Genomic DNA, 14,518 nt, shown 5'->3' with positions numbered 1-14,518 from the left:
TGACAATGGCCGCCACTTTGAGCCAACACCAGAATCATCATGACCGCCCCCACTACGCCTAAACCTTCGCGCAAGAAGCCTAAATCCGCTACCCCGGCCAAGCCCGTGGTACCGCGCAAAGAGGCCACCTTGCACCCGCGCAACCGCCACACGGGCCGTTACGACTTCCCGGCGCTGATCAAGACCACGCCAGAACTGGCGAAATTCGTGATCATCAACCCCTATGGCAAGGAAAGCATTGACTTCGCCAGCCCGGACGCGGTGCGGGTGTTCAACCGGGCGTTGCTCAAGTCGTTCTATGGCATCCAGCATTGGGACATCCCGGCCGATTACCTGTGCCCGCCGGTACCGGGGCGTGCCGACTATGTGCATTTTCTCGCCGACCTGCTGGCCAGCGTCAACGACGGCAAGATCCCGCGTGGCTCGATCGTCAAGGTGCTGGATATCGGCATGGGCGCCAACTGCGTCTACCCGCTGATTGGCTACATGGAGTACCGCTGGAACTTCCTGGGCTCGGAGGTCGACCCTATCGCCGTGAGCGCCGCCAAGGCCATCGTGCAGTCCAACGACCTGAGCAAGGTTATCCAGCTGCGCCAGCAGCCCAACCCCAAGCAGATCCTGCTGGGTTTGCTGGAACCCGGTGAGCGCTTTGACCTGACCATGTGCAACCCGCCGTTCCATGCGTCCATGGATGAAGCCACCAAGGGCAGCGAGCGCAAGTGGCGTGCCCTGGGCAAGGCGGATCCGAAACGCAAGTTGCCGGTACTCAACTTTGGCGGCCAATCGGCTGAACTGTGGTGTGAAGGCGGCGAAGCACGCTTTGTGACGCAGTTGATCGCCGAGAGCGCGCATTTTGCCCACAAGGTGTTGTGGTTCAGCACCCTGGTGTCAAAAGCGTCCAACTTGCCTGCGATCGAAACCGCGCTGAAAAAAGCCGGCGTGCTGGAAAGCCAGGTGGTAGAGATGTCTCAGGGGCAGAAGCAAAGCCGGTTTGTGGCCTGGACCTTCCAGACCAAGAACGAACAGCAGATCTGGCGCCAGCGCTGGGTGCGCGATTAACCTTTCATCACAATAAAACCGCAGGCAACAAAAAACCGTGCCCGGATCACTCCGGAGCACGGTTTTTTTTACTGCGTCTTACTTGTTAACAGCGTCGGTCAGGCCTTTAGCCACAACCAGCTTGATAACTTTCTTGGCAGCGATTTCGATGGCAGCGCCAGTCGAAGGGTTACGGCCAGTACGGGCAGGACGCTCGGTTACTTTCAGCTTGCCAATGCCTGGCAGAGTGATTTCGCCGCCATTTTCCAGCTGATCAGCAACGATCTGGCCCAGTTGGTCCAGAGCAGCGCGCGCGGTGGTTTTTGGCGCGTCGATAGCTTCAGCGATATCAGCGATCAGTTGGTCTTTAGTCAAAGCCATTGTGGTGTTCCTTCCCTATCAAATTCATATGGATTGCAGAGTGCAGTGTCAGCCGTCGAGCCCGACCGTCATGGCCTGGCATCCCCGGCTATAACCACGGAGATCGGGGTTATAGATGCTTGAAACGGGGATTGGTTCGACCTGACAAATGCTGAATGCACGCTTAACGCCGAGACTTGGCGTAAGACGGGGCAAAACTAGCACAGAGACGGGGAAATATCCGCCTCAACATACCCATTTGGTCAGCTTTATCGCTCTAAACCGTGAAAAAAAGGCATATGGGCAGTCGGAGGGCATCCAAAATGCCCTTCGGGGCACGTCACGGCCAATGGGTGCGGTACACTGGGCGACTTTTCGGGGAGGCCGCCCCCTCCCCCTTCAACCAGCCGAGAAGCCTATGCCGATCCGTCATTGCATCGTCCACCTGATCGACAAAAAACCCGACGGCACCCCCGCAGTGCTCCATGCCCGCGACTCCGAACTGTCCGAGTCGGCCGCCATCGAGAACATGCTTGCCGACCTCAACGAGAGCTACAACGCCAAACAAGGCAAGGCCTGGGGTTTCTTCCATGCCGAGTCCGGCGCGCATCCGTTCAGCGGCTGGTTGAAGGAATACTTTGACGGTGGCCAGGACTTCACCACCTTCAGCCGCACGGCGGTGGAACACCTGCAGAAGCTGATGGAGGAGTCCAACCTCTCCACCGGCGGCCATGTGCTGTTTGCCCATTACCAACAAGGCATGACCGACTACCTGGCCATCGCCCTGCTGCACCACAGCGAAGGCGTGGCAGTCACCGACGAGCTGGACGTGACGCCCTCGCGCCACCTGGACCTGGGCCAGTTGCACCTGGCGGCGCGCATCAACGTCTCCGAGTGGCAGAACAACAAGCAGTCCAAGCAATACATCTCCTTTATCAAGGGCAAGAACGGCAAGAAGGTCTCGGAGTACTTCCGCGACTTTATCGGTTGCCAGGAAGGCGTCGACGGCCCGGGCGAAACCCGCACCCTGCTCAAGGCGTTCAGTGACTTCGTTGAAAGCGAAGACCTGCCTGACGAATCCGCCCGCGAAAAGACCAAGACTCTGGTGGACTACGCCAGCAGCCAGGCCAAGCTCGGCGAACCCATGGGCCTGGAAGAACTCTCCGGCCTGATCGATGAAGATCGGCCAAAAGCGTTCTACGACCATATCCGCAACAAGGATTACGGCCTGTCGCCGGAGATTCCGGCCGACAAACGCACCCTCAACCAGTTCCGCCGCTTCACCGGGCGCGCCGAGGGCTTGTCCATCAGCTTTGAAGCGCACCTGCTGGGCGACAAGATCGAATACGACGAAGCCGCCGGCACCTTGATCATCAAGGGCCTGCCAACCCAACTGACCGATCAGCTCAAGCGCCGTAACTGATGCTGGGCGGGGTTTTAAAGAAAGTCCTGCTGGTGTTGCTGGTGGTGGTCGTGATCCAGAACTGGGGCAAGATCGAGCGGGTGTTCAACCCGTCCCAGGTGGTGTCGGAGCAGGTACGCGCCTCTGCGCGGGTGGTGCTCTATGCGACCGAGTGGTGCGGGTACTGCAAGCAGATCCGGCGTTTTCTGGACCAGAAGGGTATCCCGTACCAGGCCGTCGATATCGAGAAGGATACCCAGGCGCGCAAGGCGTATGAAGCGCTGGGTGGGGGTGGGATTCCATTTGTGGACGTCAATGGCACATTGATCCGCGACTACAACCCGGATGCGATCATGGCGGCCCTGAAGTAACCCCCGTCTCAAAAGCACAGCAGAACTAAATGTGGGAGGGAGCAAGTCGAATCGTCGCACCGCCCCTCCCACATTTGGTTTGTGGTGGTCTTAGAAGTTGGCTTCCAGCGACACCATCGCTGTACGCTCCTCGCCCACGTTGTAATACGCCGTACTCGCCCCCAACCCGTTGACCGGCGCCGAGTTGAACGCCACGGTACGCGCCGAACTCAAGTATTCCTTGTCGAAGACGTTGAGCATCGACAGGCGCAGGGTCGCCGACTTGATGACCCTCTTGTCCACCGGTAAGTAAATACCGGCATTGAGGTCAAACACCGTACGGCCTTCGATCTTCTCCTTGTTGGTCAAATCACCATAGAAGCTGCCGACATACTTGCCCGCGACGTTGCCGTAAAACCGCGAGTCGTCGTACCCGAACACCAGGTTGAACATGTTTTCCGGCACGTTGGCCAGTTGCTTGCCCGACGTTGGCAGCAGCACATTCTTACTGAGCAGGTCGTCCTTCTGCTCGGACTGGGTGTAGGTGTACGAGGCGTAGTAGTTGAAGTTGTGCGGCAACAAGCCACTCCACTCCAGCTCCAGGCCCTTGTTATCGACGCTGCCGACGTTAAGCACCATGTAGTCACCGCTGGCGTCGGTGGTCGACACCTGGCGATCCTTGAAACTGATATAGAACAAGGTCGCACTCAGCGCCATGTCGTCTTCGGTGTAGCGCCAGCCCAGTTCCTGGTTCCAGCTCAATTCGGACTTGAGGCTGACGGAGTCGCCCTTGTTGTACAGCACGTAGTTGGGAGGCGTGCGCATATTGCGAGTGACGTTGTAGAACGCCTGGTTGCTTTCGTCGACCTGGTACTTGGCGCTGAAGTTGGGCAGGAACTGATGGTAACGGGTGTTACGTTTTTCCGCTTTGTCGTAGAGGCTGCCGAGATTGTTGCCGTCGCGCTCGACGTATTGATAGGCCAGGCCCGCGACAAAACTCAGGTCCGGCGTGGCTTGCCAGTTGTCCTGTACCCAGAGTTTCTGCGCCGGGGTGACGGTGTAATAGTGGCGGCCTTGTACAGTGGCGCCATTCTTGTCGACCACCTGCCCGCCGCTGTTGTAATCGCCCCACACATCATCGGGTGCGCCCTCGCCGTTGATCCCGATAAATGGCTGGGTCTGGCGCTGGCGTGCGCGTTCATACCAGTAGCCGTAGTCCAGACTGTGCGCTTCGTTGATGTCCCACTTCATTTTGGCCGTGACGCCCGGGCGCCAGGTCTCGGTCCATGAAGGGCGGTAATAGTTGGCCGATTGCAGGTTACTCAGGTCGTAGTTGCCGGCCTTGTCAGACTTTGGCCCCAGGTTGGAGGCGGTCTGGCCGCTGAAGCTGCCGCCGTTGGACCAGTAGTAGTACGGCGTGACTGTCAGCGACAGGTTGTCTTGCAATTGCCAGCGCTGGGTCAGCGTGGCGTTTACGCTTTCGAAGGGGTTGCGGTTGAGCTTGTAGGACGCAGACAACAGACCTGCCTTGTACACCGGGCTTTCGGCGTAGTCCTTGCGCCGCCCCTCCGTGTCAAACTGTGATTTGCTCAGGCTGTTGTAGTTGTAGTTTTCCTGTTTGTTGTACTTGACCGTGGCCAGTGTGGAATTGCCGTTGTCACCTTCGAACAGGCTGCTCCACTCGATTTTATCGCTGCGCAGGGTGCCCTTGCCGCGCCACTTGTCACCTTCCAGGTGCGATGCCGAGACCCAGGTCTTGAGGCCACCGAAATCACCGGTATTTGCCCGCACGAAGGTTTTGCGCAGGTTATTGGTACCCAAGGTCTGCTTGGCAAAAACCCCCGCCTCCTTGGTTGGCCGCATCGTAATCATGCCGATGTTGCCGCCGCTGGAACCGATGTGCGGGCCGTCGGCCTCGGAGGAGCCCTGGGTGGCGAACACTTCGGCAAGGTTTTCCGGGTCTCCCAGCTGGTTGGAATACACGCTGTAGTTGCCAGAATCGTTGATCGGCACGCCGTCCACCGACACCCCGACCTGGTCCGAACTCATGCCGCGCATAGTGAAGTTGGTGCCGCTGGTGCCGCTGGCGTCATCGCTGGAAACGTTGATGCCCGGCGTGTATTTGAGCTTGTCGATGGCGTTGGCGGTGGCCGACATTTCGTCCATGGCCTCCTTGGTCACCGTCGAGCGCGCCTTGGCACTTTCTTCGCGAATCATGTGGCCGTTGCCCAGGGTCTGCTTGCCGGCAACGTTCACCGAACCTACGTCCTGGGTGTCATCAGCCATAACCAGCGGTGCAAAGCCGCCCAGGCCCGATGCCAGAAGCAGGGCATAAAGAGAGTTGTAGTTCACGTGTAGATCCCTTACTGACATTGTTGTGTTGTATGGGGCAGAGGTGCTCTTCCTGACCACTTGCTCAGGAACCCAGGGATGATCCACGGCACGTGTAACCGTTTGGTGACAGGTTTTGGCGATTGCGATGAAGGTTTGGTGAAGCGCGCCCTAGCGCAACACGATCATGCGCCCCAGCAGCGAGTGTTGTTCAAAGCCGAGCACCGCTTGCAGCGCATTCAACACCGCCTGCGGATCCTTGCTTGGAAAGCTGCCGCTGACGCGCCTGGCGCCCATCTCATCGTTAAGCAACACGATGCGGCCCGGGTAATAACGGCTCAGGTCCTTGACCACATCCGCCAGCGGCGCCTTGTAGTAATTGAGCCAGCCGTCACGCCAGGCCAGGCGTGACTGGCTGTCGACAGCGTGCAGGGTGTCGGCTACGCCGTCGGCATAGGCCACTTGCTGACCTGCGGCCAGCACCTGTTGCAGGCCCTGTCTGGATGGCGTCACGCCAACCCGTCCGGATAACACGGTGACCTCTGCCCCGGCAGGTTGCAGGCGCACTTCAAACTGGGTGCCCAGCACCCGCGCCTCACCACCGCCCGCCTCCACCACGAAGGGCTGACCCGTGTGGGTCACACTGAAAAATCCCGCACCGCGACGCAGTTGGATATGCCGCGCGCCATGGCTGAAATCCACGGCAATGGCGCTGTCGGCGTCGAGGGTGACCTGGGATTGATCTGCCAGGGTAAAGGTCTTCACCTCCCCCGCCGCCGTCACGTAATCGGCACCTAACTCATCGACCCAGCGCGACGGCTGCCAACCGGCGCCCATCGCCACCATCAGCAGCAGGCTTGCGGCCATCGCCAGGGCGCCGGACCAACGCACCCCACGTGAACGCTTGGAGGTGTTGATCTTGTTGAGGTAGCCCTGCAAGGCCAGCGCATCCTCATCAGCCAGCTGACGTGCCGGCACTTCGCTCAACTCCCACAGCACCTGGGCCTGGGCGTAGGCCTCGACATGCGCGGGATCAGCGCGCAGCCAGCGGCTGAAAGTAGCCTGGTCGCCGCTGCTGGGCTGGTCATGCAACAGGCTCAGCCAGGCCAGCGCAGCCTGTTCCTGGGCGGGTGTGGGCGTAACGTTCACGGTGCTTTCCCTGGCGTGCGTGGAGGCGGTGGTTCGCGAAGGCTGGCCTTGCAGGCTTCGAGGGCGCGCATCATATGTTTTTCCACGGCACTTTGGGACAGCCCCATGGCCTTGGCGATCTCTGCATATTTGCGACCGTGGATGCGGTTGAGCAGGAAAATCTGCCGGGTGCGCTCGGGCAAGCTGCGCAAGGCGGCTTCGACATGGCGCAGATCATTGCCGGCCTCCAGCGCCGCCTGGAACTCGCACCTCTGGTTGTCTTGCTGCTCCGGCAACCAGCCTTCATTGCTGCGCACTCGGGCGCCTTCAGTGCGCAAATGATCGATGGCGATATTGCCCGCGCAGCGCAGCAGGTAGGTACTGAGCTCTTCGACCTGCACCAGGGGGCGGCGCCAGAAACGCAGGAACAAATCCTGCACCAGGTCGGCCGCGGTGGCGCGGCAACCGACGCGGCGGCTGACCAGGGCCTCCATCTGCGAACGCTGGGACAAAAATACCTGCAGGAAATGCGCTCGCCCACCGGCCGCATCGGTGTGCGGGCTGTCCTGGGGTTCCGGCGGTGGACTGATCATCATGGCAGGCTCAGGACAGGGCGAATGCCGCAACAGGGCTGGCCAGCAGGCTCAGGCCCGCCAGGATCAAGGCCAGCCTTGGGCGATAAGGCAGCAGCAACACCAGCAGCAAGGCGCTGAGCATCAACACCGCGCACCACTGCACCAGGCCCTGGCTCCAGCCGGCGGCAAGCACCGCGGGCCAGATCGCGACAATCAGCAGCAACCAACCGCCCACGCGCAGCCCCAAACGCCGAGTGGGCGTGGGTTTGCTGTGCAGCAGCTCGCCGTGGTGACGGTCAGTGGACAGGCACAGCGCAGTAAACCCGGCGTAGCACATCAGCAGCGCGAGCAGCATCAGCTGGCCTCCTGCTTGAGCGTCAGGCCACGTGCACGTTCGGCCTTGGGTTGCGGCGCCGTGCGATGGTGCATCTTCCAGGCCGCCCAGGCGAGAAACGCGCCACTGGCCAGGCAGGTCAGGTCGAAGCCGGCCATGGCCCAGTCGCCATTGACCAACGAAACGCCCAAATGCTGCGAGGTGGTGCTGGCGTTAAGCAGTGGGACCGCCGCAAACAGCAACGCGCCGAAGCTCAGTTGCTCGACCCAACCCTGGCGACCGCGACGCAACATGGCGTGCAGCAGGCTCAGGCCCCAGGCGGTAAAGAAGGCTTGTACTTCCCAGCCGGAACGCTCGGCGAAACTCACCGGCAACAGTCGGTTGGCCCAGAAAAACGCAGCGATGGCGATCATCAGCCCGGACATGCTGGCAATGTTCAACACTTCTACCAACCGCAGTTCAAACGGCATCACCGAAGTTTTGGCATGCTTGAGCTGGCGCTTGCCGAGCCAGATCACCAGCCCCGTGCCGATCATCGCCGTGCCCGCCAGGCCGCAGATAAAGTACAACCAACGCAGCACGGGACCGGCAAAATGGCCCATGTGCAAACCATAGAAACTACCACCAATCACCGCAGGCAAAGACGGCTCGCCACTGGCCCGCAACAGCTCGCCAGTGGTGCCGTTGAACGACAGGGTATTGCCAAAGGCGTGCACCACGCTGTCGGAGCCAGCGCGAAACACATTCACTGAGGCGTTGACATCACCAGGGTTATTGACCGCCAGCCGCCCCACATGGCCGCCCGCCCACTGCTCGCGCGCCTGCTGGTACATCGGCAGTAACGGCAGCAACTGACCGGGCTGGCCGAGGGCCGGCGCATTGTTGGTAGCGGGGAACAACTCATCGAAGAACGCCCGGCTGTCGTCGCCATAGGACGCCATGATGGGCGCGGGCATGACCATGTTCATGAAAATCACCAGGCTGCTGTAGGTGATCATCAGGTGAAACGGCAGCACCAGCACGCCCACCGCGTTGTGCCCGTCGAGCCAGGAGCGCTGGCCTTTGCGCGGGCGGAAAGTGAAGAAGTCCTTGAAGATTTTCTTGTGGGTGATGATGCCGGTGATCAGCGCGACCAACATCACCATGGCGGCGATGGTCGACAGCCAGCGGCCCCACGGGTAAGGCATTTGCAGCTGGAAGTGGAACCGATAGAAGAACTCGCCGCCCTTGCTGTCGCGGGCCTGCACGGGTTGGCCGCTGACCGGGTCGAGGGTTTTCTGGACGAAGGTGCCGCGCTTGCCGGGCTCGACCTTGTCTTGCCACATCACGGACAGGCCGGGATCACGATGGGTAGGCAAGGTAATGAACCAGCGTGCGGCCGTGGGCGCCTGTTGTTGCAGGTAATTCTGGGCTACGGCAAGGCTACGCCCGTCGTCCAGGGGATGGGCCTGCACTTCGGGCTGCATCCAATGGGTAATTTCGTCTTTGAAATAGGCCAGGGTGCCGGTCAGGAAAATCGCAAACAGCAGCCAGCCGAAGATCAATCCGGCCCAGGTATGCAGCCAGGCCATGGCCTGGCGAAAGCCCTCTTTCATGTGCGCGCCACCCAGAAACCAACGCCGGCCAACGTGGCAAATAGCGCACTTGGCACCATCACCCCGGCCCAGGCGCGCCAGGCCGTGCGGCAAGCGAAACACCAGAGCACCGCCAGCAGGTAGAACACGAACGAACTCATCATGCCGGTGACCACCGCATCGGCGCGGGAACTGGGCAACCAGAGCGCCAGGCAGATGGCGGCCAAGGAGGCCATCAAGTAACCACCGATCACAGCCGCCAGCACGCGCGAGGTGACGGCGAGGCGATAGGAAATGGGCAATGCGGTTTTGCTTTTCATGCGGCAGGCGCCAAGTTCATCAACGCGCAATATTAATGATAAATATTCTCATAAGCAAAAGAGAACGGATGAATCGCCTGCCCTGGCCGATTGCCGAAGCTCGTTACCCGCCCTACAATGCGAACAATTCTTGTTCTCTAAAGCGTGTCAATGCTTGTGGAGTGATCGCGTTGCAGCCGTCCAACACCGTCGAAGTTTTGTATAACGACCATCACCACTGGCTCACCGGCTGGTTGCGACGCAAGCTCGGCTGCCCGGAAAATGCGGCCGACCTGGCCCAGGACACCTTTATTCGCGTGCTCAGCGCACGGGATACCCCGACACTGATCGAGCCCCGCGCCTTCCTCACCACCGTGGCCAAGCGCGTGCTGTGCAACTTCTATCGCCGCCAGGACCTGGAGCGCGCCTACCTCGATGCCTTGGCGCAAATGCCCGAGCAGGTGGCGCCATCGGAAGAAGACCGCGCAATCATTCTGCAAACCCTACTGGAGCTGGACCAACTGCTCGACGGCCTGCCCCGGCTGGTTAAACGCGCGTTCCTGCTGGCCCAGCTCGACGGCCTGACCTACGCGCAAATCAGCGCAGAACTGGGCATTTCCATCGCCACGGTCAAACGCCACCTGACCAAAGCCGCCATGCGCTGCTACTTCGCCCTATGAACGTGTCCAGCCAAGTCGCCGAACAAGCCGTGCACTGGCTGCTGGAAATGCAGCAAGGCGCGCTCACCCCTCGCCAGCAAGCGGCCTGGCAACAATGGCTGAACGCCCACAGCGAGCACCAGCGTGCGTGGGAGCAGATTCAACAGGTCAATCAGCGCTTGCGCGGGATGCCCTCGCCCCTGGCCCATGCAGCCTTGAATGCACCGCGCTCCAGCAGCCGACGCCAGGCGCTGAAGTTGCTGCTGATCCTGGGCGCTGGCTCGGCAGCGGCCTGGAGCCTGCGTCAGCAACATATTCTGCCGCCGCTGAGCGCCGACTATCGCAGCCCGGTTGGCCAGCGCCGTACGGTGCAATTGGCCGACGGCAGCCAGTTGCAGCTCAACACCGGCAGCGCGGTGGATGTGCATTTCGACGGTCGGCAGCGCCTGGTACGCCTGCTCGAAGGGGAAATCCTGCTCACCTCCCGTGCCGGTGATACGCCGTTGCGCGTGCTGACCGGCCAGGGCCTGCTCAGCAGCCAGGCGGCGCGCCTGAATGTGCGCCAGTTCAACGACCTCACCCAATTGGCGGTGCTGGCCGGCCAGGTCGAGGTGATGCCCAACAACTACAGCGGCTTGCCGCTGAGCGTCGATGCCGCACGCCAGGTCAATTTCACCCGCAAGGGCTGGGACACCCCACGCGCCACCGACGCCAACTGCGGCGCCTGGGCCGACGGTATGTTGGTGGCTGCACACATGCGCCTTGAAGACTTCTTGAATGAACTGGGGCGCTATCGTCGCGGCCAGCTCAATTGTGACCCGCAAGTGGCAAACCTTTTGCTGTCCGGCAGCTACCCGCTAGATAACAGCGAACGCATTCTGGACCTGCTGGAAATCAGCCTGCCGGTGAAAGTTCGGCGCTTCACCCGCTATTGGGTGACTGTGCAGGCCCGGGCCTGAATTTATTTTGCATTTGTGTGAGCTGTTTTCCGCACCTGGCGTGACAGAGAAGGAAAGCCACCTTGATCCTTCCTTCTCAGGACCACCTTCATGCCCCAGCAACCGACGCTTCTTGCCCGCACCTTGCGCCAACTCCTACTGGGCGCCAGCCTCAGCCTGACCGTGCTGCCTGCGGTGATGGCCGCCGACGCCAAGGCGTACCACATCGCGCCGACCACCCTGGAAGCGGCCCTGAACCAATTTGGTCGCCAAGCCGGTGTGCTGGTGTCGTTCGGTTCTGATGTGACGGCTGGTATGCAAAGCCACGGCCTGTCGGGCAATTACAGCGCGGCCGAGGGCCTGAGCAAACTGCTGGAGGGCACCGGCCTGCAAGCCCGGGCCGAGGGCGACAACGCCTTCAGCCTGCAACCGGTTGGCGCCCCCGCCACCCTCGAACTGCAAACCTCCAACGTGGTCGGCGACTGGCTCGGTGACGCGGCGCAAACCAACGTGTTCGAACACCCCGGCGCCCGTGATGTGATCCGCCGCGAAGAGTTCGAACGCCAAGGTGCAACCCAAGCTCGCGACGTGCTCAACCGCATTCCCGGCGTCAACGCCCCGGAAAACAACGGCACTGGCAGCCATGACATGGCGCTGAACTTCGGCATTCGCGGGCTCAATCCGCGCCTGGCATCGCGCTCCACGGTGCTGATGGATGGCATCCCGGTGCCCTTCGCGCCCTATGGCCAGCCGCAGTTGTCCTTTGCACCGATCAGCATGGGCAACATGGACGCGGTAGACGTGGTCCGTGGCGGCGGTGCGGTGCGTTATGGCCCGCAAAACGTCGGCGGCATCGTCAACTTCGTGACCCGCGCTATCCCGGATGCGCCCACGGTCAAAGGCGGCTTGCAGACCGAAACCAGCCCGTCTTCCAGCCACGACGGTTTCAAGACCACCGGCAACCTGCTCGCCGGCGGCACTGCCGACAATGGCCTGGGCGGCGCGATCCTGTACTCCGGCACCCGCGGCGGCGACTGGCGCGAAAACAGCAACACGCGCATCGACGACCTGATCCTCAAGGGCAAATACCAACTGGACGACGCCAACAGCTTCAACGCCATGGCGCAGTACTACGAAGGCCAGGCCGACATGCCCGGAGGCTTGAACGTCAAGGACTACAAGGCCGACCCGTATCAGTCCACCCGCCCCTACGATAAATTCTGGGGCCGCCGTACGATGTTCAACGTCGGCTATCGCTACGAGCAAGACCGCCGCGAATTCACGGTCAACAGTTTCTTCACCAAGACCCTGCGCAGCGGTTACCTGGACCAGGGCAGCTTCCTGTCGCTGTCGCCACGCGAATACTGGGTACGCGGCCTGGAAACCCGCTTCGCCCAGGGCTTCGACCTTGGCCCGACCAGCCATGAAGTGGGTGTCGGCTACCGCTATATCAATGAAGCCGGTCACGAGTTGCGCTACCGCACGCCGATTGCCGCCAACCAGCAAATCCCCACCACCAACAGTCGCAACGACCGCGACACCCGTGGCGGCACTGAAGCCAACGCGTTCTTTATCGACGACCGCATTGATATCGGCAAGTGGACCATCACCCCGGGCGTGCGCTACGAGATGATCAAGTCTGAGCAAACCAACAATCTGAGCAACGTCAAATACAAGGGCGACTACAACACCGCGCTGCCGGCGCTGAACGTGCTCTATCACCTCACTGACGACTGGAACCTCTACGCCAACACCGAGGGCTCGTTCGGCAGCGTGCAGTACAGCCAGATGCCCAACCGCGTGAACAGCGGCGAAGTAAAACCGGAAAAAGCCCGCACCTGGGAACTCGGCACGCGCTACGACAATGGCAGCCTGCGCGCCGAAATCGGCGCGTTCCTGATCAACTTCGACAACCAGTACGACAGCAACCAGACCAACGACACGGTGATCGCCCGCGGTGAAACCCGTCACCAGGGCATCGAGTCGAGCATCAACTATGCGCTCGACGGCCTGAGCCCGGCGCTGGCGGGTTTCGATGTGTATGCCACTTATGCCTATGTCGACGCGACCATTCGTGAAGACGGCCCGAACAAAGGCAACCGCGTGCCCTTCTCGTCCAAGCACAAAGGCACCCTCGGCGTGGGTTACACCGAAGGCCCGTGGAAGCTGAATGTGGACAGCAGCTACCAGAGCAGCCAATTCGCCGACAATGCCAACACCCAGGCCGAAAGCGCCGACGGTGCCAATGGACGCATCCCCGGCTACATGCTGTTCAGCAGCCGCGCGGCCTATGACTTCGGCCCGCAATTGTCGGATTTGAATGTGGCGGTGGGGGTGAAGAACATCTTCAACAAGCAGTACTACACCCGCTCGTTTGACGACAACAACAAAGGCAAGTACGTGGGTGAGCCGCGCACGGTGTATGTGCAAACCTCTATCGCGTTCTGACCCAAATCTGCAGAACAACACAGAACCTACTGTGGGAGGGGGCTTGCTCCCGATGGCGGTGTGTCAGTCGGTACATTTGCCACTGATATACCGCTATCGGGAGCAAGCCCCCTCCCACATTGGCCCCCAGTGGCTTCAGCTGCCCGCCAGGCAACTGGGGGTGGCGGCCACCAACGCATCGATGGCACACCGCGTCTTGGCCGGCATATGCACCGCCGTCGGCCAGACCACATGGATCGGCGCAGGCTGTTCGCGATAGCTGGGCAGCACCGCTTCCAATTGCCCCCGCAGCGCATAGTGAGCAATCAACCAACTCGGCAACCAGGCCAGGCCCACGCCCGCGATGGCGGCATCGGCTAGCGCCTGGAGGTCGTCCACTATCAGGGGCGAAGCCAGGCGCGAGCGATGCGTGGTGTTGCTGCGATACGCAATGCCGCGATGAGCGGCCAGGTCTTCGATACTCTCAATGGCACCCTTGCGCTGCAGATACGCCGGTGACGCTGCCAGCCCCATGGCCTGTTGGCCCAGGCGACGGGCACTCAGGCGGTCGGTGTCCGGTAACGGGCCGATGCGTACGGCCATATCGAAGCCTTCCTGCGCCAGATCGATCATGCGGTCGGAGAAGCAAATCTCGATTTCAAGTTCAGGGTAACGCTCCATCAGGCCCCACAAGGCCGGTGCCGCATAGTGGTGCCCGAACGCCAGCGGCACACTGACCCTCAGTCGTCCCCGTGGTTGTTGCCGGCCACTTTCGAGCACCGATTCGGCCGCTTCCAGTTCGGCCAATGCGCGCAGGCAATGTTCGTAGTAGGCCTGCCCATCCTCGGTCAACCGCTGGCGGCGTGTGGAACGCTGCAACAGGCACGTGCCCAGCCGCGCCTCCAGACGCGCCAAGCCTTTACCGACGGCCGAGCGTGTAAGGTTCAGGCGCTCGGCGGCGTCGGTCAGGTTGCCGCTCTCGACGATTTGCAAAAACAGCTCAACGCCATCAAAACGCGGGGTAGCCATGCGTCAATTGTCGCCCTTGATTCCCATATCGATGGAAAACTTATCACGAATAACGAATTCGATTCCCGAGAGAA

14 protein-coding genes are annotated in these 14,518 nt (G+C 61.1%); 6 read left to right on the top strand and 8 right to left on the bottom strand.

The window, feature by feature from the left end; all coding sequences use genetic code 11:
• The first annotated feature begins 39 nt into the window (after positions 1-39).
• Positions 40-1,059: a 23S rRNA (adenine(1618)-N(6))-methyltransferase RlmF gene (gene rlmF / locus PSEBG33_RS21565; protein ID WP_005785132.1), complete on the top strand. Its 1,020-nt coding sequence runs from the start codon at positions 40-42 to the stop codon at positions 1,057-1,059.
• 78 nt (positions 1,060-1,137) lie between these two features.
• On the opposite strand, the gene PSEBG33_RS21570 is transcribed toward rlmF, so the two are convergent.
• On the bottom strand, positions 1,138-1,419 hold the full coding sequence (locus PSEBG33_RS21570) for an HU family DNA-binding protein (protein WP_005785131.1): 282 nt from the start codon (positions 1,417-1,419) through the stop codon (positions 1,138-1,140).
• Positions 1,420-1,816: 397 nt separating this feature from the next.
• On the opposite strand from PSEBG33_RS21570, the gene yejK reads away from it, so the two are divergent.
• Entirely contained in the window at positions 1,817-2,821 is a 1,005-nt protein-coding gene (gene yejK, locus PSEBG33_RS21575; RefSeq protein ID WP_003171997.1) for a nucleoid-associated protein YejK, read from the top strand.
• On the top strand, positions 2,821-3,171 hold the full coding sequence (locus PSEBG33_RS21580; protein WP_005785130.1) for a glutaredoxin family protein: 351 nt from the start codon (positions 2,821-2,823) through the stop codon (positions 3,169-3,171). The genes yejK and PSEBG33_RS21580 overlap by 1 nt, the downstream gene beginning before the upstream one ends.
• A 90-nt stretch (positions 3,172-3,261) precedes the next feature.
• Here PSEBG33_RS21580 and PSEBG33_RS21585 read toward each other — a convergent pair whose 3' ends face one another.
• The 6 genes from PSEBG33_RS21585 to PSEBG33_RS21610 all read right to left on the bottom strand — a co-directional run bounded on the left by PSEBG33_RS21585 (position 3,262) and on the right by PSEBG33_RS21610 (position 9,412).
• Positions 3,262-5,502 (bottom strand): TonB-dependent receptor family protein, encoded by a 2,241-nt coding sequence (locus tag PSEBG33_RS21585; protein ID WP_005785128.1) that lies wholly within the window; start codon positions 5,500-5,502, stop codon positions 3,262-3,264.
• Between the two features lie 150 nt (positions 5,503-5,652).
• Positions 5,653-6,630: a FecR family protein gene (locus PSEBG33_RS21590; RefSeq protein ID WP_005785127.1), complete on the bottom strand. Its 978-nt coding sequence runs from the start codon at positions 6,628-6,630 to the stop codon at positions 5,653-5,655.
• Positions 6,627-7,205, bottom strand: a complete 579-nt coding sequence (locus tag PSEBG33_RS21595; RefSeq protein ID WP_005785126.1) for an RNA polymerase sigma factor — start codon at positions 7,203-7,205, stop codon at positions 6,627-6,629. The genes PSEBG33_RS21590 and PSEBG33_RS21595 overlap by 4 nt, the downstream gene beginning before the upstream one ends.
• Positions 7,206-7,212: 7 nt before the next feature.
• Positions 7,213-7,539 carry a DUF3325 domain-containing protein gene (locus PSEBG33_RS21600; protein ID WP_005785124.1) on the bottom strand — a complete coding sequence of 109 codons (327 nt, stop codon included), beginning with the start codon at positions 7,537-7,539 and terminating at the stop codon, positions 7,213-7,215.
• Complete coding sequence (locus tag PSEBG33_RS21605; protein ID WP_005785123.1) at positions 7,539-9,113, bottom strand: PepSY-associated TM helix domain-containing protein; 1,575 nt, start codon at positions 9,111-9,113, stop codon at positions 7,539-7,541. Before PSEBG33_RS21605 ends, PSEBG33_RS21600 begins: the two co-directional genes overlap by 1 nt.
• Complete coding sequence (locus PSEBG33_RS21610) at positions 9,110-9,412, bottom strand: DUF3649 domain-containing protein (protein ID WP_005785121.1); 303 nt, start codon at positions 9,410-9,412, stop codon at positions 9,110-9,112. The genes PSEBG33_RS21605 and PSEBG33_RS21610 overlap by 4 nt, the downstream gene beginning before the upstream one ends.
• A 170-nt stretch (positions 9,413-9,582) precedes the next feature.
• Between PSEBG33_RS21610 and PSEBG33_RS21615 the strand changes: the two genes are divergently transcribed.
• The 3 genes from PSEBG33_RS21615 (at position 9,583) to fecA (ending at position 13,436) form a co-directional block, all read left to right on the top strand.
• Complete coding sequence (locus tag PSEBG33_RS21615; protein WP_005785119.1) at positions 9,583-10,071, top strand: sigma-70 family RNA polymerase sigma factor; 489 nt, start codon at positions 9,583-9,585, stop codon at positions 10,069-10,071.
• Positions 10,068-11,009, top strand: a complete 942-nt coding sequence (locus tag PSEBG33_RS21620) for a FecR domain-containing protein (RefSeq protein ID WP_005785117.1) — start codon at positions 10,068-10,070, stop codon at positions 11,007-11,009. Before PSEBG33_RS21615 ends, PSEBG33_RS21620 begins: the two co-directional genes overlap by 4 nt.
• A gap of 90 nt (positions 11,010-11,099) precedes the next feature.
• Positions 11,100-13,436, top strand: coding sequence for a TonB-dependent Fe(3+) dicitrate receptor FecA (fecA, locus tag PSEBG33_RS21625; protein WP_005785116.1), 2,337 nt, complete (start codon positions 11,100-11,102; stop codon positions 13,434-13,436).
• 135 nt (positions 13,437-13,571) lie between these two features.
• On the opposite strand, the gene PSEBG33_RS21630 is transcribed toward fecA, so the two are convergent.
• The gene (locus PSEBG33_RS21630; RefSeq protein ID WP_005785114.1) at positions 13,572-14,444 is read right to left on the bottom strand and encodes a LysR family transcriptional regulator; all 873 of its coding nucleotides are present in this window, start codon (positions 14,442-14,444) and stop codon (positions 13,572-13,574) included.
• Positions 14,445-14,518 lie beyond the last annotated feature (74 nt).

This window comes from Pseudomonas synxantha BG33R, from assembly GCF_000263715.2.
Classification (GTDB): Bacteria; Pseudomonadota; Gammaproteobacteria; order Pseudomonadales; family Pseudomonadaceae; genus Aquipseudomonas; species Aquipseudomonas synxantha_A.
The sequence above is the reverse complement of the archived record's forward strand: the minus strand, read 5'-3'. Positions and strand labels throughout refer to the sequence as shown.

Coding starts and splice junctions, on each gene's coding strand:
- rlmF (WP_005785132.1), top strand. CDS start 40: ATGACCGCCCCCACTACGCCTAAACCTTCGCGCAAGAAGCCTAAATCC.
- PSEBG33_RS21570 (WP_005785131.1), bottom strand. CDS start 1,419: ATGGCTTTGACTAAAGACCAACTGATCGCTGATATCGCTGAAGCTATC.
- yejK (WP_003171997.1), top strand. CDS start 1,817: ATGCCGATCCGTCATTGCATCGTCCACCTGATCGACAAAAAACCCGAC.
- PSEBG33_RS21580 (WP_005785130.1), top strand. CDS start 2,821: ATGCTGGGCGGGGTTTTAAAGAAAGTCCTGCTGGTGTTGCTGGTGGTG.
- PSEBG33_RS21595 (WP_005785126.1), bottom strand. CDS start 7,205: ATGATGATCAGTCCACCGCCGGAACCCCAGGACAGCCCGCACACCGAT.
- PSEBG33_RS21600 (WP_005785124.1), bottom strand. CDS start 7,539: ATGCTGCTCGCGCTGCTGATGTGCTACGCCGGGTTTACTGCGCTGTGC.
- PSEBG33_RS21605 (WP_005785123.1), bottom strand. CDS start 9,113: ATGAAAGAGGGCTTTCGCCAGGCCATGGCCTGGCTGCATACCTGGGCC.
- PSEBG33_RS21610 (WP_005785121.1), bottom strand. CDS start 9,412: ATGAAAAGCAAAACCGCATTGCCCATTTCCTATCGCCTCGCCGTCACC.
- PSEBG33_RS21620 (WP_005785117.1), top strand. CDS start 10,068: ATGAACGTGTCCAGCCAAGTCGCCGAACAAGCCGTGCACTGGCTGCTG.
- fecA (WP_005785116.1), top strand. CDS start 11,100: ATGCCCCAGCAACCGACGCTTCTTGCCCGCACCTTGCGCCAACTCCTA.
- PSEBG33_RS21630 (WP_005785114.1), bottom strand. CDS start 14,444: ATGGCTACCCCGCGTTTTGATGGCGTTGAGCTGTTTTTGCAAATCGTC.